Source organism: Trinickia sp. (assembly GCF_051953955.1).
In the GTDB taxonomy this organism is placed as follows: Bacteria; Pseudomonadota; Gammaproteobacteria; order Burkholderiales; family Burkholderiaceae; genus Trinickia.
This window is the reverse complement of the sequence record NZ_JBQCIF010000026.1, coordinates 126,579-145,893: the sequence shown is the minus strand read 5'-3', so window position 1 is coordinate 145,893 and position 19,315 is coordinate 126,579. Positions and strand designations below refer to the sequence as shown.

At 62.5% G+C, this 19,315-nt stretch carries 15 protein-coding genes; 1 reads left to right on the top strand and 14 read right to left on the bottom strand.

Features of this window, described 5'->3' with window-relative positions; genetic code table 11:
* Nucleotides 1–25 precede the first annotated feature (25 nt).
* The 8 genes from ACTHNZ_RS05385 to ACTHNZ_RS05350 all read right to left on the bottom strand — a co-directional run bounded on the left by ACTHNZ_RS05385 (nucleotide 26) and on the right by ACTHNZ_RS05350 (nucleotide 11,760).
* Nucleotides 26–1,489, bottom strand: coding sequence for a cytochrome-c peroxidase (locus tag ACTHNZ_RS05385; RefSeq protein ID WP_440541493.1), 1,464 nt, complete (start codon nucleotides 1,487–1,489; stop codon nucleotides 26–28).
* 126 nt (nucleotides 1,490–1,615) lie between these two features.
* Nucleotides 1,616–3,283 (bottom strand): phospholipase C, encoded by a 1,668-nt coding sequence (locus ACTHNZ_RS05380; RefSeq protein WP_440541465.1) that lies wholly within the window; start codon nucleotides 3,281–3,283, stop codon nucleotides 1,616–1,618.
* A gap of 402 nt (nucleotides 3,284–3,685) precedes the next feature.
* A complete protein-coding gene (locus tag ACTHNZ_RS05375) occupies nucleotides 3,686–4,852 on the bottom strand; it encodes a porin (RefSeq protein ID WP_440541464.1) in 1,167 nt (388 codons plus the stop codon).
* 386 nt (nucleotides 4,853–5,238) lie between these two features.
* Nucleotides 5,239–6,135, bottom strand: coding sequence for a YihY/virulence factor BrkB family protein (locus tag ACTHNZ_RS05370; RefSeq protein ID WP_440541463.1), 897 nt, complete (start codon nucleotides 6,133–6,135; stop codon nucleotides 5,239–5,241).
* Between the two features lie 49 nt (nucleotides 6,136–6,184).
* A complete protein-coding gene (locus ACTHNZ_RS05365; RefSeq protein WP_440541462.1) occupies nucleotides 6,185–8,362 on the bottom strand; it encodes an EAL domain-containing protein in 2,178 nt (725 codons plus the stop codon).
* A gap of 96 nt (nucleotides 8,363–8,458) precedes the next feature.
* Nucleotides 8,459–10,027 (bottom strand): methyl-accepting chemotaxis protein, encoded by a 1,569-nt coding sequence (locus tag ACTHNZ_RS05360; protein WP_440541461.1) that lies wholly within the window; start codon nucleotides 10,025–10,027, stop codon nucleotides 8,459–8,461.
* Between the two features lie 325 nt (nucleotides 10,028–10,352).
* A complete protein-coding gene (locus ACTHNZ_RS05355) occupies nucleotides 10,353–10,928 on the bottom strand; it encodes a chorismate mutase (protein WP_440541460.1) in 576 nt (191 codons plus the stop codon).
* A gap of 274 nt (nucleotides 10,929–11,202) precedes the next feature.
* A complete protein-coding gene (locus tag ACTHNZ_RS05350) occupies nucleotides 11,203–11,760 on the bottom strand; it encodes a hypothetical protein (RefSeq protein WP_440541459.1) in 558 nt (185 codons plus the stop codon).
* 518 nt (nucleotides 11,761–12,278) lie between these two features.
* Here ACTHNZ_RS05350 and ACTHNZ_RS05345 point away from each other — a divergent pair.
* Nucleotides 12,279–13,526: an AVRPPHE avirulence protein gene (locus ACTHNZ_RS05345; RefSeq protein ID WP_440541458.1), complete on the top strand. Its 1,248-nt coding sequence runs from the start codon at nucleotides 12,279–12,281 to the stop codon at nucleotides 13,524–13,526.
* A gap of 76 nt (nucleotides 13,527–13,602) precedes the next feature.
* Here the strand turns inward: ACTHNZ_RS05345 and ACTHNZ_RS05340 are convergent, their stop codons facing one another.
* The 6 genes from ACTHNZ_RS05340 to ACTHNZ_RS05315 form a co-directional block, all read right to left on the bottom strand.
* A complete protein-coding gene (locus ACTHNZ_RS05340; protein ID WP_440541457.1) occupies nucleotides 13,603–14,475 on the bottom strand; it encodes an ABC transporter permease in 873 nt (290 codons plus the stop codon).
* Nucleotides 14,472–15,335, bottom strand: a complete 864-nt coding sequence (locus ACTHNZ_RS05335) for an ABC transporter permease (protein WP_440541456.1) — start codon at nucleotides 15,333–15,335, stop codon at nucleotides 14,472–14,474. Before ACTHNZ_RS05335 ends, ACTHNZ_RS05340 begins: the two co-directional genes overlap by 4 nt.
* A 13-nt stretch (nucleotides 15,336–15,348) precedes the next feature.
* A complete protein-coding gene (locus ACTHNZ_RS05330; protein ID WP_440541455.1) occupies nucleotides 15,349–16,602 on the bottom strand; it encodes an ABC transporter substrate-binding protein in 1,254 nt (417 codons plus the stop codon).
* Nucleotides 16,599–17,723 carry a LacI family DNA-binding transcriptional regulator gene (locus tag ACTHNZ_RS05325; protein ID WP_440541454.1) on the bottom strand — a complete coding sequence of 375 codons (1,125 nt, stop codon included), beginning with the start codon at nucleotides 17,721–17,723 and terminating at the stop codon, nucleotides 16,599–16,601. Before ACTHNZ_RS05325 ends, ACTHNZ_RS05330 begins: the two co-directional genes overlap by 4 nt.
* The gene (locus tag ACTHNZ_RS05320; RefSeq protein WP_440541453.1) at nucleotides 17,716–18,456 is read right to left on the bottom strand and encodes a DUF1868 domain-containing protein; all 741 of its coding nucleotides are present in this window, start codon (nucleotides 18,454–18,456) and stop codon (nucleotides 17,716–17,718) included. The genes ACTHNZ_RS05325 and ACTHNZ_RS05320 overlap by 8 nt, the downstream gene beginning before the upstream one ends.
* Before the next feature lie 71 nt (nucleotides 18,457–18,527).
* Nucleotides 18,528–19,247, bottom strand: coding sequence for a MotA/TolQ/ExbB proton channel family protein (locus tag ACTHNZ_RS05315; protein WP_440541452.1), 720 nt, complete (start codon nucleotides 19,245–19,247; stop codon nucleotides 18,528–18,530).
* Nucleotides 19,248–19,315: the final 68 nt, after the last annotated feature.

Genomic DNA, 19,315 nt, shown 5'->3' with positions numbered 1-19,315 from the left:
GTTTTTTATCGCCTGCGCGGCACGATCATTGTGTGTTCGTGTTCGTGTTCGTGTTCGTGTTCGCGCTTGGCTGGTAGCCGTCCGTCAGCGTTCTCAAGAACGCGATGACGTCCTTGATGTCGTCGTCCGTCATCGCGGGTGCGTCGCCCAGGTGGCGATCGAAAGGCGCATCGGCCTTGTCGATGTTGGTGCGGTATGTCGCCGGCAGGTCGTCGTATTGCAGGACTTTCCCGTGTGCATCGCGCGGATAGATCTTGTCCGGCGCGACGTCACGCAGGTTGTAGAACTTCATGACGTCGTCGAGCGTGTGATAGACACCGTTATGGAAGAACACGTGGCGCGTGGCCGCGTTGCGCAGCGTCGGCGTGAGGAACATGCCGCAGTATTGCGTTTGCGTGCTCAGATCGGTGCGATGAGGGCCGCAAACGCCCATGTCGTAGTAGCTCGGGTTGCGGTTGACGGCGAGTGCGGGATTGCGCGGCACCCCGAGCGCCTCGTATTGGTAGTCGGTGAACATCGGCGGCAGGCCATCGCGCGAAGGCTTGGACAGGTGACACCCCGCGCAATTGGCCTTCTTAGGATCGTTGAACAGCTGCAAGCCGTGCAGCTCGGCATGCGTCAGGCGCGCGCGGCCCTCGAGCCAGTAATCGTACTTGCTCGTGTAAGGGTGGAACGATGAGCTCTCCACCTGATAGCGCGCGACGGCGAACATCGCCTCCGACAACAGCATGCGCCGATTCTTGAAGATGTCGGCGCCGAACAGTTGAACGAAGGACGTGCGATATGGGCTGCCGGCGAGTTTGCGCGCGAAGTCGTCCTCGCTCGCGTTCGCCATTTCGACCGGGTTCATCAGAGGCCCGAACGCTTGCGCCTGCAGCGTATCGGCACGGCCGTCCCAGAACATGCCGCCTTGCGGCACCATCGCCGGGGCCGCGGGTGCGATGCCTGCCGTCTTTTGCGCGCGAGCGACGCCCGATGCGGCCGCCGCTTCTTGCGCGAAATTGGCGGCTTCGTCGGCATCGCCTTTGTCGGGCCCGATGCTGAAGTTCGGCTGCCGGTACAAATACATCAGCGAGGGCGGTGGCCGATCGCCTTGCAGCGTCATCGAAGGCCCGCCGAATTGGGCGGGCAATGCGTTCGGCGGACCATACGCCTGCGCGGGGCTATGGCACGACGCGCAGGAAAGCTTGCCCGAAGCCGATAGGTGCTGATCGAAAAATATCTGCTTGCCGAGTTCCGCCATCGCGCTGAGCGGCGCGACCGGGGGGCGCTCGAGGTGCACCGGATGGGGATTGGCGCCGGTCAATCGCTCGACGATGTCGCCCACGGCAGCCGGTGCACGTTCGGGGTAAGCGAATGCCCATGCGCTGGCGCCGGCTGCGGCGATGACGATGCCGATGGCCGTGGTGCGGACGTGCGCGCGGCGGCGCGTCGTGCAAGCGCCGCGATCGGCGGGCGGCGTCGGCGAGGCGGAAGCGAGCGGCGGCATCGTGTCGGTCGTGAAGCGTGGCATGCGGTTCAACAAAAAGCCGCAGCCCGTTGCCGGGCTGCGGGGTTCATCGGTCGACTCGCTCGCGTCGAGGCGCGCTGACGAGTCGAGCTACTCTACGGTCGATCAGCTCTTCGGTGGCGTGCTGACTTGGATGCCCGTGTTCGTGTCGAGGTACATCGGCGTCGTGTTCGGCGTGCCCGAGAAGTCGAACATGCCGTTGATGCTGCCCGCCGTGGCGTCGAACGAGCCGCCGCCGATGCGCTGGCCGCCGAGCCAGTTGTCTTCGATGAAGCGGACGATCGAGGCTTGCGAGATCAGCGTATGGTCGACGTAATTCGGCTTCGCGTACGGCGAGATGACGAGGAACGGGATGCGCGTGCCGGGGCCGCAGCGGCCGTTGACAGGTTGGCCGTTGACGCCGTTGGGCGCCGTGCCCGTACCGCAGATGCCGTTGCCGTTCAGTTGATCGGCGCTCGAGAACGAAGCCGAGGTCGGCGTGACGAACTGATGGTCGTACCAACCGTCCGAATCATCCCAGGCCACGATCACCGCGGTGTTCTGCCAATCGGGCTGCTGTTCGAGGAAGTTCACGACCTTCGTGACGAATGCTTGCTCGTCGAGCGGATCCGAGTAGCCCGCGTGGCCGTCCTGGTAGGCGGGTGCCTTCAGGAAGCTGACCGAGGGAAAGTTGCCGGCGCTCACGGCCGCGAAGAAGTCATCCGAGTCGTACTGGTGGTTGGCCGGATCGACGGTCGTGGTGCCGGGCACCGTCGTGAAGCCGATGGCCGCCGTCGACGTCGGGCGCAAGTGCTTCGGGTTCGACGTCGATGCGTAGTACTGGAACCAGTTGTGGTGAGCAATGTAGTCGGCCGTCGCTGCGCCAACGACTGACGACATCGTGCTGCGCTGGCAGCCCGTCGTGCCGTTGCCGTTCGTCGTGGACAGGTTGAAGCCGCCCATGAAGCCGCCCCACGTGACGTTCGCGGCGTTCAGCAGGTCGCCGATGTTCTTGCCCGTCATCATGGCTTGATCGGTCGCGCTCGAGCACACGTCGCTGCCCGGATCGACGTCGTTGATCATCGTCAAGCCGCCTTTGCCGTCGTCCACATAGTAGGAACTCCTCGACGACTTCACGATTTGCATGCCGTTCGTCTGACCCGCGATGGCTTCGAGCGCACCCGGTGTCGAGGGGCCGTACGTATCCGTAAACGCGTTGTCGCTCATCGCGAACTTCTGTGCGTAGTTCCAGAGCGCCGTGACGGTGTTGCCGTCGTAGTAACCCATGACCTGGCCCGTGGTGCCGAATGCCCCCGCGCCGCCGCTCGTGCCTTTACCCGTGTATTTCGGGAAGAGATCCATGACGCCGTTGTCGTACGCCTGCTCTTCGGCCGTATATGCGTGGTTCTGGTCGGCCGTTGCAGCTTGCGTGCGGTCGAGGCGGAACGGGTTCGTGGCGCCGGTGCCGTTGGCGGCGTTCGTCGAATTCGGGTTGTTCGTCAGCAGAGCACCGCTCAAGCCGTTGACCGTCGGCGTGCCCGCGGCGGCCGTGAACGACGGCTCTCCCGGTGGATTCGTGGCGTTCGGGTAGGTCGCGAAGTAGTGGTCGAACGAGACGTTTTCGCCGTAGATCACCACGACGTGCTTGATCGGCGTGGCGGTTCGAAGCGCGTCTTGCACCGCGACGGCCGGCGTCGAGCTGCCGCTGGTGCTGCTGCACGCGGCGATGACGGTGAGGGAGGTGACGGCCACCGCGATGGCTGCGGCAATAGAGACGTGCTTACGGCGAAACATGCGAACGCACTCCGGGTTTGTCGTTGCCGCGCTTTCCTCATCGGTGCGTCGTCATCCCTTCCCGTGAGACAACAGCCAAGGCGGTCGCGGCCAACGATGGTTTTTTGGATTGGACGGGGCGCATTGGACCACGCGCATGTGAAGGCTCCGCGACATCTAGCTTTCTAATTCATTTCCATGTCGTGCCATTGAACACATCCCGAGGCCAATCCGATTCACGGCTCGAATCCGTAAAGGTCTCCGAAAGACGGCCTCGCTCGCTCTGCCGCGCAAGGACGCAATCGAGGCGATGCGCCGTCGCCGCTCCGCGATGAAAAAAGCCAGCCGGAAGAGATCCCGGCTGGCTCGATGCTGCTTGCGTACTGCTGAGTTTTTGTCTCGCCGATTGCTCGTGAGCGCGTTTTAGAACTTGTGGCGCAGGCCCAAAGCGACGAGTTCTTGCGAGTTCGTGCCGTTGTAGCCGTAGGAGCCGACCGAAGCCTGCGCGCCCACCACATTGCCCGTGCCGGCATCACGGGTGTTGCCGCGTGCGTGCTGATACGCGCCCACGAGGTACACGTCCGTGCGCTTCGACAGCGAGTAGTCCGCACCCAGCGAAGCTTGGTGATAAGTTGCCGACGTATCGCCGCTCGACTTCATGTAGGTGTAGCCAAGGCCCAACAGCAGCGCCGGCGTTGCCTGGTAGTTGAAGAAGCCGCTACCCGAGTTGTACTTCTCGGTCGACCCGAACGTCGAGAAGGCATCCGACTTGTACTGCGCGTTGCTGTAGCTCGCGCCCATCGTGAACGGACCGACCGTGTACTGCCCCGCGACGCGCGCGATGCCGATCGACTTAGCCGTCTGATACGCGAGGTTGATCGGGCCGTCGAACGTGCCGCCCGACGTGCCGTTCCAGGCGGAGCGCAGACCGTTCGTCAACGTGTTCGTGTTATTGGCACGGAAGTAGCCGGCAGCCAGGCCGATCGGGCCGTTGTTGTACGCGGCAGCCAGCGACCACGTTTGACCACTGCCCGTCGAGCCGGCAACGCCGCCGAATGCGTACATGGCTTCGGCTTGGAACCCGGCGAATACCGGCGACACGTACTTGACCGCGTTGTCCGTGCGCGAGCTGTTGTCGTAGTTGTCGACGTCGCCCGGCGTGGCGAATGCGCTGCCGAAGTAGTTGTCGGCCGTGATCGCTTGGACCATGTCGACGACCGGGTCGTATTGACGGCCGAGCGTGAACGTACCGTAGGTTTGGCTCGTCAGGCCGACGAACGCTTGGCGGCCGAATTCGCGATTATTTTGGCCGAGACGGCCGTTCGACGGGTCGAAGCCGTTCTCGATTTGGAAGATCGCAGCGAGGCCGCCGCCGAGGTCTTCTTGACCCTTCAAGCCCCAGCGCGTACCGGCCAGATCGCCGCCGCTGGCGTTGCCCAGCGCCCACAGGCTCTGGTTGCCGTTTGCGTTGTGCACGTACGTGAGCGAATTGTCGATTACGCCATACAGCGTCACGCTGGTTTGAGCGTGGGCAGCACCGGCAACGCCGAGCAAGGCGAGCGAGAGGGTTGACAAAGCGATTTTTTTCATCATTTCTCCACGCGAAACGTTATTAGACTGTTGCGGGAGGGAGAATAGCGCAATGCTCTTGAAAGGATGAGCGGAAAAAAAGTCACTGTCGTCAAAACGTAACAGAGCCGTCGTCCGAACCGTAAAAATGCCTATCGATTATTGTTGACTCGGAAATACTGCATTTGAGAAATCGCAAAATTGCGACGCAAACACGCAAGTTTTTCCCCGACACGGGGCATCGCGCACGGCGGTGGCTCATGTAATACTCTGGATCCACGGCACTTTGCCGCTTGCCGGTGCATCGGGCTCCCGGTGCCTCCGGCGCACTCGTCATTGCGCCGATCCGTATCTGGACAAGCTCCGGGAATTATGTTGGTGCGCAATGCCACCGCTATTAGTCAGCTTTATTCCGCTGCTTTGGGTAAATCGCCGCGCATTCGACCGCGTCCTCTCGCGGCAGCATATTCGGCACCGAGCAACAATACAGCGGCGGAGAAGTAAAGCCACATCAATAAGACGGCGAGCGAGCCCGCGGCCCCGAACGCATTGGAGAGCCCGGCGTGGGCCAGATAAAGCGCGAACAGCTTCTTGCCCGCGGTGAAGAGCAATGCGGCGACGATGCCGCCCGTGAGTGCGTCGCGCCATGCGACGTGCGCGTCGGGCAGAAACTTCAGCAGCGCGGCGAATGCGAAGGCCAGCACGATCACGCTCAGCACCAACTGCACGATGTTGCCGATCACGACGAAGGGCGTGCCTCCCAAAAGCCAGTCGCCGATGAAGGTCACGACCGTATCGAGCACGAGCGAAACGATCGCCAGAAAGGCGACGCCCAGAACGAGACCGAATGAGATCAGCCTTACCTTGACGAGCGCGATGACGCTCGAGACGCGTTCGGACGCGTCGGCCGGCCAGACTACCGAAAGTGCCGTATTCAGCGAGGAGAACGTGGCCGATGCGCCCAGCGCCAGCGCCACGAACGAGATGAATGCGGCCATGCCGCCCGAGCCGCTGTGCGAGCGCGCATTGGCGACGATCATCTGCACGGCCGCGGCGGCTTCGTCGCCGATCAGTAGATGCGCATCCTGGAATATCTGCCCGCGTATCGCGTTGGTGCCGAAGAACCAGCCCGCGACCGCGATCACCATGACGAGCATCGGTGCCAACGAAAACGCCGAGTAAAACGCGATGCCCGCTGCCAACGTCGCACAGCGATCGTTGCCGAACTGCTGCACCGCGTCTAGTGCGCAGGCCCCTTCGACGCGCGCGGCGCGCGGCAGACGACGCAGCGTGGAGATAGCCATTGGTCGACTCTCATGCTTTGGCCCCGGACGCTTTACGCTGTCGCAGGCATCATGCCAGTCCGACATCGCAAGGCACCGGCCAGCTCCTGCCGGCGATGAACCGTGCGCAGACATCCGGCGCCAGCGGATGGCTGAAGAAGTAGCCCTGGAAGCGATGGCAGCCCAAGGTGGAAAGGCGCTCGAGCTGCACCTCGGTTTCGACGCCTTCGACCACGAGCGAGAGCGAGAGCGAGCGGCTGAGGTCGGCGATGCTCTTGACGATGTGTTCGTTGATGCTGCCGGCCGTGACGTCCGCAAGGGATTTGTCTATCTTGACGGTATCCAAAGGAAATTCGCGCAGATAGTGCAGCGAGGTGTGACCCATTCCGAAATCGTCGAGCGCGACCTTGACGCCGGCCGCGCGAAGCCGCTCGAGGTTATTGAGTGCATTGGACTCGGGAAGCAACGCCGTGTATTCGGTGATTTCGAGCTCGAGCACGGACGGCGAGAGCAACTCGCGATCGAGGATGTCCATGACCTTTCGATGAAATCCGCGATCGAGCAATTGCCGGGGCGATAGATTGACCGCGATCACGAAGTCGTCCGGCACGATCCCTTGCCAGGCTGCGCGTTGCCGGCAGGCCAGTGAAAGGATATGGAGGCCGAGGACGTCGGTTTGCCCCGTATCGTCGGCGAGCGTCACTGCAATGGGTGGTGCAATGCGGCCCACGACCGGATGTTGCCAGCGCAGCAGGGCCTCCGCGCCGAAGATTCGCCCGGTCTGCATATCGATCTGAGGTTGGAATTCGAGGAAGATTTGATCGCCTGTCTTCATCGCTTCGCTCAAATCGTTCGCCAGCACCACCGCCATTCTTCCCTCGTTGCCCGGGAGCTCCAAGAAGCGCTTTGCTTTCAAGACGGACTCGGGCGATTCGGCGATCTGAAGCAGCGAGGCGAGCACCTGCCGCGTCTTTTTCGCGGCGAGCGAGTCGGCCACGCGAACGAACGGCGCATAGATCAACGCGCCGGCGGCCAGGCAAAGCAACTGAACGAGCGTTCCGGAAAGCGAGCCGGTCACCGCGTAGCCGCTGTACAAGGCCGGGGTGGTCCACGCAATGCTGTGACCCACTTTCGGCATGACGTGCAATGCGATCGCGGCGTAAGCGAGCAGGGCTTGAGCCAGCGGGGCCAACACGAACGGAACGGCGTAGATGGGATTGAGCACCAACGGCAGGCCGAACAGCAACGGTTCGTTGACGTTGAACACCGCGGGCAACAGCATCAGCAACGCGAACTTGCGCTGGCGGGCGGTGCGGCTGACTGCCAGCAATGCGAGGATGAGGCTCAAGGTGCCGCCCGATCCGCCCATTCGCGCAAACGCGAAAAAGAAATCGAACGTGAAAATGTATGGCAAAGGCGCGCCATTCACGGCGGCCGCCATGTTCGCGCTCGCAGCCGGGTCGAGCACGTGTTGCTCGACGACGTGCAGCGCATTCGGCCCGTGGATGCCGAGCAGCCAAAGCAGTTGCGAGGCCGCCTCGTAGCTCATGCAGAACGACAGGCTGTTGGCGAGCGTCAGGATAGGTTTGCCGATCGCCGCAGTCATCGTGTCGACGAAGTCGGGCCAGCCGAGGCCGTTCAGTACCACTTTCAGCACGGCGAACGTGAGGATCGTCAGCGATGCGGCTGGAATGACGGTGAACACATCGCTGACGAGCGGGTCATTGCCGAAATTGCCGGTCGGGATGCGCAGATGCCGGATCGTGCAGAGCTTCAGAAACAAGCTGCCGCCGATGGACGCCACGATGAGCGCACCGAACAAGCCTTGCCCGAGCGACAGCGATGCAACGAGCGCCGCGTCGTTCCTGGGGGCAAGCACGGTAAAGAAGCACGCCGTCACCACCATCGTGGCGACGGTCGGATTCACCAGGCGATGACCTAATCGCTGGTTGTGCAGTGTCGTCAGCGTTTCCGCGAAACCGTACATGGCCACTAGCGAGCCGATCCCGAACGTGCCGGCGAGCACGCTGTTGCAAAACGAGTCGAGGCGGGGGCCGAACGTATCGAGCAGCGACGCGCGAATGCTTGCAGTGGGAGGGAATCGGATCAGTAGCGCGAACGCGCCGACCATGATGAGCGGAAGCGGGAGGGCGAGTCCCCGCCGGATGGCCACGAAATAAAGCTTGCTGTCGAGCCGCTCGATGGTGGCCTGCAACGTCCGCCAGGGAGCGGATATTTTCGCGATCATCGAATGGAACCCTTATCTTCCGCTTGGATGCGAACAAGCTGATGCTTGCCGTGGTCGGCTAGGTTTCTGCGCAGCCTAGCCGGCACCTGCAAACCGTCAATGCCTCAATGCGCTCGGGCGCGCCGTTCGTCGCGCAAGCATAGGCTGCAGCGTCGACGCGCGCGCGCCCTCGAGCTTGAATACAGATACCGCTTCTGTCAACTTCGCTGCCTGCTCGTCGAGCGAGTGGGCTGCTGCCGCCGCCTCTTCGACGAGCGAGGCGTTCTGCTGAGTGACGTCGTCCATCTGCGAGACAGCCTGGTGGACTTGTTCGATGCCTTGGCTCTGTTCTTCCGACGCAGCAGCAATCTCGCCGACGATATCCGACACTTGCTTGATGGCTTGCTTCACCTCGCCCATCGTCGAGCCGACTTCCGTTGCTTGGCTGGCGCTGCTCTGAATCATCGACACGGACGAAGCGATCAACTCCTTGATTTCCTTCGCCGCCGCTGCGGAGCGCTGAGCCAGCGATCGCACTTCACTTGCGACGACGGCGAAGCCGCGGCCCTGCTCACCCGCTCGTGCCGCCTCGACGGCTGCGTTCAATGCGAGGATGTTCGTCTGAAATGCAATGCCTTCGATCGTACTCGTAATCGTCGAGATTTTATCCGAGCTCGAACTGACCTCGCCGATGGACCGGACCATGCCTTGCACGGCTTCGTTACCGGCGTCCGCCATGTCCGTCGCGCGCGTGGCCAGCGCATTGGCCTGGCGGGCATTGTCGCTGTTCTGTTTCACCGTTTGCGTCAGTTGCGTCATGCTCGCGGCCGTTTCCTCGAGCGACGCGGCCTGTTGCTCAGTCCGCGCCGACAGTTCGGTGTTGCCGCTCGCGATCTGCTTCGAACCCGTGCCGACCGTCTCGGCCGATTGCCGCACCGATTGCATTGCCTCGCCCACGCGTGTCATCAACGCGTTGAACGCCGTCGCCGCCGCGCCGATCTCGTCGTGGGCTAGGACGGGCGCGCGCTCGGCCAGATCGAGCGACGTGCTGGCGCGCTCGAGGGTGGCCTTGATGCTATCGAGCGCGCCCAGAATCGAGCGCGAGAGCGCGGTAATCCAGCCCACGACGAGCACGAGGATGAAGACGAGCACGGTAGTGATCGTCAAATTGGCTTGTTTTCTAGCCCGCTGTGCCTTGCCCGCGCTTTCCTGCGCTTTGTTACGCGTGTCTTCCGTGGAGCGCTCGAGTAGTGCCTCCAAGGGCTTGAAGCTCGTGCGGTAAAGCGCCACCATTTGCTCATTGGCCGTCTTTGCGTCGCTCTTTGCCAGATTGATGATGTCTTGCGACTCGTGGTCGTAGTCTGCCCATCGGGCAAGGATGTCGGTTAATTGTGCTTGCGTTGCGGAATCGGCTATCAACGGCTTGACTCGGTCAGTCCACTTCACGATGTCTTGCTCGGCCTTCGCGAAGACTTGCTTCGTATCGTCGGACGTCGGATCCATTTCGATCGTCGCGTAGGCGTTCGCCTTGATTTCCGTCACGCCCTGCGAAACCTGCAGCGCGTGTCGCGTGGCGATCTGCGCGTCGTTGGCCGAGCTCAAGCTCAGCTCCGCAATGGCAAGGCCGCCGCTGATGGAAACGATGGACACCGCCACGAGGAGTTGGAGCTTTTGCTTGATGTTCATAGACGTAGAAAAATTGAAGACTGACTAGTCTATTAACGGGTACGACGCCGATGATTTGAGGGTAAGGAAATCCTTATTTGCTTGTAATCATGGCAAATGGCGTCATCGCGAGAGAACGACAATTGAATGGAAAACGTTTGCGATCGACGGAATCGAGGTATTTATGGCGAATTTTGAATGCGCGCGCTTTCCGCATGACGATGCAATTAGTCGTTTACCGCGATGATGCGAGGGGATGCCGGCCCACGATCGAAACGAACGAGGGCCGCGGCTATCGTGCCATTGCGTGCGGATGCGAGCAATGCTCTGCGATAGTCGCATTCAATCAGTAGACGCGGCAAAACCCGGCCATGGCGCGATCGAGGGCGAGCACCGGCAGATCGGCCGGATCGAATTGATGCTCGAACGCGTAGCGGCCAACTGCTCGGGCCACTTCCTTTGCGCATTCATTGCTATCGAGCAAGGAATCGGCATTGGCGAGCTCGGCAATCATCTTCGTTTGCAGGCGATCGAGTTCAGGGCGGATTTTTCCGGCGAGATCCACCGGTGCATGCTGGGGAGCGGAGCCTGCACGCCGCCACCTTGCGAGCAGTTCATACTGCACGAGTTTGTTTGCCTCGATTTGCGCTTTGAAAAAGCGCGTCACGTCGGCGGCGGCGAGATTCGCGCGCTGACCCTCCGCGACTGCGTTCGATATCACGGCGCTCTCGCGCGCCAGGTCTTCTACGCTCTTGCCGCTGTCCCACTTCGACACCGCCACTTCTTCGCCGATCTCGAGCCGCTGCGCCGCGCTTTCGACGAGCGGGCGCAGCGCGTTTTTCGCGTCACCGGCGTGCGCCGCCTGCATGCCGAGTAGAAGGAGGGCGGCGCATAGCGTCGCTTTCAAACGATGAGGTTTCATATCGATCCGGATGTTTCGTTGGTTGATTCGAAGCGCCATTCACGCGGTGAGGTAATTTAAATAAATTTTGGTTAAAAGGAAAGCGTTAAATTGAGTTTTCTATAAGCGTAAGGATTTTCCGTAGGGGTATTCAGCCGATGCTTCTGTTTTGAAATTTCACGACCAGCGCCCTTCACTGTGCGGGACCAACACCGGCATGGTCATCGTTCGTCTTGGTGCAAAAATTTTCGCTCACGATCATCGATAAAAGTAAGCGCGTGCCCCTTGCTCGCGGTCAATGGCCACTATAGGTCTCGTATCCGATTTCTCCGTTATCCTCGATCGTCGCGGAGATGAAGTGAGACTTGAATCCGTCGGAAAGGGGGCCCTTTTCGAGCGGAACGTTCATGCCCTCGAGCATTCCTTCCAAGGCCGCTCGCACGTTCCGTCCGGCTTGAGTCGTGCGGTCCCCACCGGCGATGACCGCATTGACTTCAAAGCCGGCCGCGCGCAACACCCGCACTTTTCGTGCAATGGCCACACCTGGCGACGGTACGCCGGGCAAAACGTGAAAAATCGATACTGACGAAGCGGCCACGCTGCCGTCGTCATCGCGGCGTACACCGCCGACGGCTACGCCGGTACACAGCGTGAGTGCAGACGTGCGCAGCGACTCTCCAGGCTCTCGAATGGTTTGTCGCTCTACCTTTGGGGAAAAATCAACCACGTTACGGTACGCGTCGGTTTCGGTCACATGATGCGATGGGCCGGCCTCTTGGCCTCTCCGCGGCAGTCCGGAAAGGACACCTTCTTCCGGATTGCGCGCCGACCACGACGGTTGTTGCTGTGGCACTCCCGCTGCCTCGGAGGAGTGGGCGTATGACGGCACGCCAGAAGTTGACGCGGTCTTTCCGAAACAAATACCAATATCGATCTCCTTTAAAACTACTATTGTCTTCGCATGCCACCGTATGTCGCCGAATCGAGGCGAAACGTATTCTGCGTTGGCGAATTCGCGTGAGCGATTTATCAATGGAACATCGCAGTTCTCTCTGCTGAACGGTGGCTTTTCCGTTGCTTTCGTTGACGCGGCGGTCGCTATGGTGAACGCCGTATCGAGAACGTCCAGGCTTGGAAGCTAGCCCCATTTCGTCGTGGGCTGGACTTTTTCGTTCGGGCGGAGCGGCGTCATTCGGTCTTCGCGCGAGAATGCCGTGCTCATTCGCGAGAAGTCGCACAGGCCGCGAAGCGCATCGCCGAGGTTGCGATGGACCCACAGGGATATCCGTTGAGATCGCATCCGGAACTGGCCTCGGACGACGATTTTTAGCCAACGATTGCTTGCGCATTCCACGCGTAAAGGAGACGTCCATGCCTTCCTCTCTGAAATCGATCCTGAATTGCTTTTGCGCGACGGGGCAGGCGGACGACGACACGCCACGGCATGCCGCCAGTCATTTCGATGCACCCTCGACGAGCGCCCTCCGCGCTTCCGGCGCGTTGGAGGGCCTGGCGCCGCGGCGCAGCAGCGCGACGGCCTCCCCTGGGCGTGATGACCACCGGACGAGTACGGCACTGTCCGATGGCCAATGCCAATTAGGCGGTTACCTGCTGGCCCGCCACCGGCTCGGCGAAACGGTAGGAGGCCCAGCGCTCGATATGCTGATGGGCGGGAACGCGACCGTCGCGGCAACTCGCCAAGCGCTGAGGTATGGCCGCGGCAACGTGCATGACGACATCCGCGATAGCAGCGGCGAGAGCTCGATCCGGACTGAGGCTGGCCGCACCTTGATGAATAAGGTCCCGTCCAAGGTCAAGATCGGCGGTAGGAAGGTCGATGTCTCGGCCGGTGTTCGCAGGGCGGCGGGAGCCATGGTTGCCCAAGCCGGCAGTTGCGGCGAGCACGCCGGCGTGGCGACCTTTATGCACGCAGCGAAGCTGGGGGAGGGGGAAGAGGTCCACTGCGTAGGCAGCAATCAATTGGACCACTCTTGGGCGGAGTTGCACGGGGCGGGTTCCAGCCGCGGGCAACACGTCGTCATGGATCCGTGGGGCAAAGGCCCCGCGATCTTCGCGGAGGACTCCGCCTTTGCGGCAAGCGAGCATGAGGTCGAAGGCAGGTACCACTACGACCGCGCGACCGGCGCCGATGCGCACGGGCAGATGCGGGCGATCCAGCAAAAGCATCAGCGTCGAATGGAAAAGCAACTGCGCCGCGAGATGGAAAAGCTCGGCCCCAATTTCCGGTATTCGCAAGACGGATTGTTTCATCCGACGCCGATCGTCTCCGTTGACTTCGCGTACCGCGCGGCTAGCAGAATGCAGCACGGTCCCCACCCGGACCTGCTGGTCCCGCCCGGCGAAAGCAGCACCGAGCCGTTCGCCGAGCAGGTGTTCGATGCTGAACTGTGGAAGGCGCCGTTGCGCCAGGAGATCCAAGCCACCGAGACGGCGCGAATATTGGGCGCCAGCGGCGTCCACGAGATCGCGCAGGCTGCCACGCGCATCGCGGATGTGGCTACGGATCTGCGTGGCTATCCGCTGGATTCGCATCCGGCGCAGTACGAGCACGGTTACGGGTATGGATACGGATATGGTCATGGGCACGAGGATTACTAGCAGCGCCGGCTCTCAACTCGTGGCCTGGGCGGCGGGATGAGTGTAATTCCCGGCTTGCGCGACGACAGCCGCTCGCTCAGCTTCCCGCTTCGAGGTGACTCGCGGTATCGATTTGCTCGGGCGATTCGCCTCGTTGGTCCATCTTCGCGGCGCGAGCGGCCACGATGAAGATGAGTAGTCCCGGCAGCGTCAGCAGCAAGCTCGATACCGCGGCGACCGGGAATACGATGCCGGCGCCGTCGAGCCGAAAGTAAAGCAATACGGGCAGCGTTTGAACGTTGGGGGCGCCGATCACGAACGTCTTGTCGAATTCTTCCAAGCTCGACGCGAATACGACGAGACTGCCGGCAAGCACCGCATTTCGCGCCAACGGCAGGCCGATATGCCAGATTGCCTGATAGACGTTGGCGCCAAGCGAACGCGCGGCCGCTATCGCATCGTCGGGCAGCCTCATGAAGCTCGCGCACAAGATGCGGATCATGAGCGGCAGCGTGCCGATCAATTGCGCCAGCACGACGCCGGCCCAGGTGTAGCTGAGATGGGCAAGCAAAAGCAATTTACCGAGCGTCGTCGCGATGACGATCCCGGGAACGATCAGCGGAGTAAGAATGGCCCATTCGAAAATGCGGCGGGTGCGCGGTGCCATCCGCGACATCGCCCAGGCCGGTGCAATCGACAGTAGTGCCGACGGCACGGTCACGAGAACGGCGATGGCGATGCTCGAAAGCAACGCGTGACCCAGTAGCGGATCGCTGAGCGCCTCGCGCCAGTGCGCATCCGTATAGGCTTGCGGGAATACGTCGGGCGGGAACCATCCGTCCGATACCGACCAGAGCACGAGCAGCATGAGCGGAACGCCCAGCACCAAGGCCAATTGCCCATACAGGCCCGCGCTGAGCAGCACGCGGCACAAAGCGGCTCGCGTGCTCGGCCCTCCGTGTCCGCTCATGACCTTGCTCTCCTATTGGCATCATGCGTTCGGGCGCCGAGGTCGCGATCGACGAGCGTTTGGATGATGCCGTAATAGAGCCAGGCGACGACGATCGAGGCGGCCGCAAACACCGTGCCGATGGCGCAGACGCGAGGCCAGTCGCCGTATTCGAATGCTTCGTACAAGAGCACTAGGATCGGTTTGGGATAAGCAGGACCGAGCAGACTCGGAATGGCGAACGCGCCGAGCGCCCGCACGAAGCCGAGCAGCGCGGCGGCTGCAATGCCCGGCATGGCGGCGGGCACCTGTATCAGCCAAAATGCACGCCATGCCGTGGCGCCCAACGAGCGGGCGGCCTGCACGACTTCCTTGCGCAAGGTGCCGAATGCGCTCGCGACGATCGCGCCCATCAGTGGCGCTTCTTTCCATGCGAGTGCGATGACGGTACCCGCACCGGCCGGATCTCGCACGATGCGCGGCAATGCGATGCCTAACGGCGCGATCGCCCTCGCCAAAAAACCGCCCTGTTCGAGCAGCGTCAACATCATCAGCGCCACGGCAACGCCAGGGATCATGATCGGCGCCCGGCTGAGCACGCCGAACCACCGCTTTCCGGGAAAGGCGCGGTGCATGAGCGCCGCCCAGGCGAGGCCGTAGACCAGCGCGGCGCTCGTCGATGCAAGCGCATATTCGAGGGAGAAGAACAGGCCGCGCCGCACCGATGCATCGCGTAGCAGCGATTGGTACGCGGCCAGCGAGACATGATGTTTGCCGTCGGCCACGCTGCCGTAGATCGCCCCCGCCAGCGGCACGTAGAACAGCAGCGCCAATACGCAGAACGCCGGCGCGATCGATAACCAGAGTGCAGGCCGTCTCATCGCGTTCGGTCGATCATCGCCGTGCGGCGACTCGAGCGTCGAATGCGCGATCGAGCGCGGTCATCATCGAGACCGAAGGCCATGTCAATCGCGAATTCAAGGACGATTCGGGAACCATGAAGCGCCTCGCCGGGCTCGTGTCGGGCGTGCTGCCGTTGATGTCGACGCGCCCCGTGCGCGATGCCATTTCGTCGAGCTTCCATTGCTGGATCGGGCGGGACAGGGCGAAGTCTATCAGCAGCAGGGCCGCGGCGGGGTGCTGGGTTCCGGCAACGACGAACAGCACGTCCGACGAGCCGGGCATGCCGGGTTGCGGGATCGTCAGCGCAACGGTCGGCTCGAGCAGTTTCTCTCTGCGGAACGTGTACGCGCCGTCTTCCCAGACGGTGCCGATCGTCACGGCTTTGTTGGCCAATAGGTTCTGCGTATCCGCATTGCCGTTCGTGAAGACCGATACCTTCGCTAACGCACGCAGGTATTGCCAAGCTTCGTCGAGGCAACCGCTCGTTTGCACCCAGCGGCTTGCATCCGCATCGTTACGCCATGCATCGGCGAACGTCTTTCGGCATGGCTCGTTCATGAAGCGGTACGCCGCCGCGAGCATCATGCCCTCCCCCGAGCCGCCACTGCGTGGCGCGGTGAATGCGAACTGATAGGGGTGCGCTCGCGCCCATGTCAGCAATGCATCGAGATCGCGCGGGACGGACGCGGCCGATAGGCGCGCACTGTCGTAGGCCAGCGCGGTTTGGTTGAGGTGGAACGGCACGAAGCGGCCGTCCCGCGCAGTCAGCGAGAGCAGCGCAGGCGGATAGGCCGATGCTTGTGGCAAGAGGGAAGCGAGATCGTAGTCGGCCGCTAGCGCGGCGCGGCGGTAGAGCCGCATATGGCCGCCCGGCGCGAAATAAACGTCGGCGGGCGGCGTGCGGCCGAGCGCGCGCAACGCGATCAGCTGCTGATCGGCTAGGACCGGCCGCGTGTTGAAGAAGTTGACCTTGATACCGTATTTCGCTTCGAAGCGCGGAATCACGATCTTCTTCCACAACGGCGGGAAACTGGGCGCGAAACTGTAGAGATCGACGGAGCCTTCCGCCTGCGCTCGAGGTACGACCACTTGATAGAAGTTGTCGCGATCGAGCGCGCGGACATCGAACGCATCGGATGCATTGGCCGTGTCGGCGTGCGCGGGGACGCGCTGCAAGGCCGCGACGGTCAGCACCACCGCTGCCACGACGGCTGCCCCGATGCCGGCGAGCGCGTATCGATTCACAAAACCGCGCTCCGCCGCCGGCTCTTGGGCGTCGTCGATGCGGGCGTGATGGGCAGGGCATGCACGGCGGGCGTGCTTTCGCGCACGACCAAAGGCGCCTCGAAAAACTGCTGGCACTCCGCCAGCTTGGCTTTTCCTTCGATGTGCGCGAGCAGGAACTTCACGGCGGCAACGGCCATGTCGTGTATCGGCGAATGCACGCTCGTCAACGACGGAATACTGAATTCGTCGTATTGCATGTTGTCGAATCCGACCACGGCAACGTCGTCGGGCACGCGGACGCCCAGGTCGTGCAGGCCTTTGAGCGCGCCGAGCGCCATGCGGTCGCTCGCGAAGATCAAGGCGTCGGGGCGGTCGCTTTCGTCTTCGCACAACTCGCGTGCGATCCTGTGGCCGCTGGCCAGCGTCCAGTCTCCGGCGGTCAACCATCGCTTGTCGACGCGCATGCGGTGCTGTTTCATCGCGCGCATGAAGCCGCGCAGCCGGTCGTTCACGTCGTCGTTGACGTGCCCGTCGCGCTGGCCGCCGATGAAGGCGATGCGCCGGCATCCGCCGGCGTGCAAATGATCGACGATGCGCGCAGTGGCTTCGTCGTTGGCCTGTACAACAAAGGGATATTTCGCGTTGGTCGTGCCGAATACGACGAACGGGAATCCTTGACGCTCGAGCTCGGGCAGGATGGGATGCGAGCCCTTTCCGACGACGGCCACCATACCGTCGATCCGGCCCGCCGCGAACAGATGATGAATTTCGCTCAGCGCATCCGTATCGGCATCGGGCAGGTTTCGTTGCAACAGGGCATAGCCGGCCGAATCGGCGACACGCGTGAGCATCTGCACGACGTTGTTCAGGTACGTGTCTTGGATCTGGAACGAGCGATTGTCGTACGAAGCGCGCGGCCCGAAGAAGATGCAGCCGAGCGTGCGTGTGGGATGGCTTCGCAGCGAGCGCGCGGCCATGCTCGGCACGAACCCGAGCGCATCGATGGCGCGCTTGACGCGCTCGCGCGTTTCGTCGGCGACACGCTCGGGGTGATTGAGGACGAGCGATACCGTTTGAAAGCTGACGCCCGCCCGCTTGGCGACGTCGCGGATCGTGATGCGGCTCGCTGCGCTACGCATGGCGAGCGGCAATCCCGAGCGCAATGGACGGCTGCCCTACCAGGAGTTGCATATCGAAAGCATACATATCGTTGAACACGCAGAATTCCGGTGCGTCAAGCTCGAGCACGGAGACATTCTTCTGCAGGAAACGAAGGCAATCGGGCTGAAGGGAAAGATATTCCTCCGTTTGCTCTTCGCTCATCCAATTCACCAAGTATGCCAGCGTCACATGAAAGCCATATTGCTCGTGACCGGGCGCCCGGATTTGCAGCAGATCCGCGATTCTATCGCGCAGGCAGCGAAGCTTCCGGTTTTCGGCGCCGTCGATCGGCTCGAGCCTCACCGTCGCGCCCGAATCCCGACGAGCGCTGAACTCGACGATGCGCATGCGAAACGGCAGCGGTGCGTCGAGTTGGAAATTCGCCAGCTTGCGCTCGAAATGCGCCGTGCAGATGTCGAGCGGCGTATCCAAAGGCAGATCCGCCGGCCAATGGCCGGGCTCGCGCACCTTGTCGCGGGCGCCCTCGAGAACCGTCATGTGATAGCTCGTCGGCGGAGTGAACGCGAGGCAATGGCTGAACGAGCGGTTCTTGATCGCGTCGCGCACGGCGATCAATGCGTTCGACGCCGTCGTCCCGAGCGCGATGTGCGAGAGCACCGTATTGCCGGTGAAGCGGAGCACGCCGCCCCGGGCATCGAACTTTCGATCGACGTCGGCGGGATAGGGCGCGCCGGAATCGGCCGGACGCATGGTGGGCCGTGTCTTGGCTATCGCGCCGGTGCCGCCGCCGCACGAGCGGTTTCGGCAGCGTCGACTCAAGGTCAGGCTCCCGACTTGCTGCCGTTCGACGTGCGCTTGATGGCGTAGAGGGCCGATGCCTGTCCGTCGGGACCGTTGTTTTCGGCGGCGGTGCCCGAGCGCGCGCTCAAGCAGAGGCGCCGGATGCACGCAAGCTTGAGCAACTCGAGCTGCTGCATGCATGTGCTCACGCGCTTGGACAAGTAGCTGTTCGCCGCGGCCCCGACGATGGCGACCGCGAGCCCGCAGCCCACCGCGGTCAGCGCGTGGCCGACGCCGCCCGTGATGGCCTGCACGTTCGGGCCTGCCGCACTGAGCACGTTGAGCGATTCGCCAATCCCGACGATCCCCCCGAGCAGACCGATGAGTGGGCCGAGCGTCGCGGCCGCGTCGAGCAACCACAAGGACCTGTCCAGCGAGGGCAGCGTGCGCATGATGGCTTCGTCGATGTAGCGGTCCATGCTGTCCGCGTCGGCCAAATGGGACGCCTCGACGACCGCCTGCAGCGTGCCGCCGAAAATGCTCGGGCGAAAGCGGGCGGCGAGCTGGCGCAAGAGCGCCTCGTGACGCATATCGACCGTGGGCAGTGTGCGCTCGAGCATGCGAGCGGCCGGCGCCGCGCGGCGGAAGAACACGACACGTTCGACCGTCACGGCGAGGACGATCGCCAGCATGAAAGCGAGGATCGGAATGATGCCGAGCGACAGCTCGCTCAACTGAGCGAAACGCATGAGCGCATCCATGAGTGTTCCTGTTCCTTAGTAAGTGCTTAACGGGTTGGAAGTCCCAATGCGTTATCTGCCGCGGGAGT